Consider the following 230-nt stretch of genomic DNA (forward strand, 5'->3'; position numbering starts at 1 on the left):
AGTCCAGCTGGTGAAGGAGATCGGCATGAAGCAGGGCATCCACCCCGAGTACCGACCCGTGGTGTTCCGGGACGTCTGCGCGGACTTCGCGTTCCTGACCCGGTCGACGATCACGTCCGAGAAGACCGTCGAGTGGTCGGTCGGGAGGACGTACCCCGTCGTCGACGTCCGCGTCTCCTCCGCCTCCCACCCCTTCTACACGGGCAGGTCGCGGGTCCTGGACACCGCGG

At 67.4% G+C, this 230-nt stretch carries 1 protein-coding gene; it reads left to right on the top strand.

Going from position 1 to position 230, the window contains the following annotated elements; genetic code table 11:
* Nucleotides 1-25: 25 nt before the first annotated feature.
* Nucleotides 26-230, top strand: a 205-nt coding sequence (locus tag KVT14_RS21815) for a type B 50S ribosomal protein L31 (RefSeq protein ID WP_217617435.1), incomplete at its 3' end; no start/stop codon positions are given.

Origin of the sequence: Cellulomonas sp. GbtcB1 (assembly GCF_019091725.1) — a bacterium.
Lineage (GTDB): Bacteria > Actinomycetota > Actinomycetes > Actinomycetales > Cellulomonadaceae > Cellulomonas.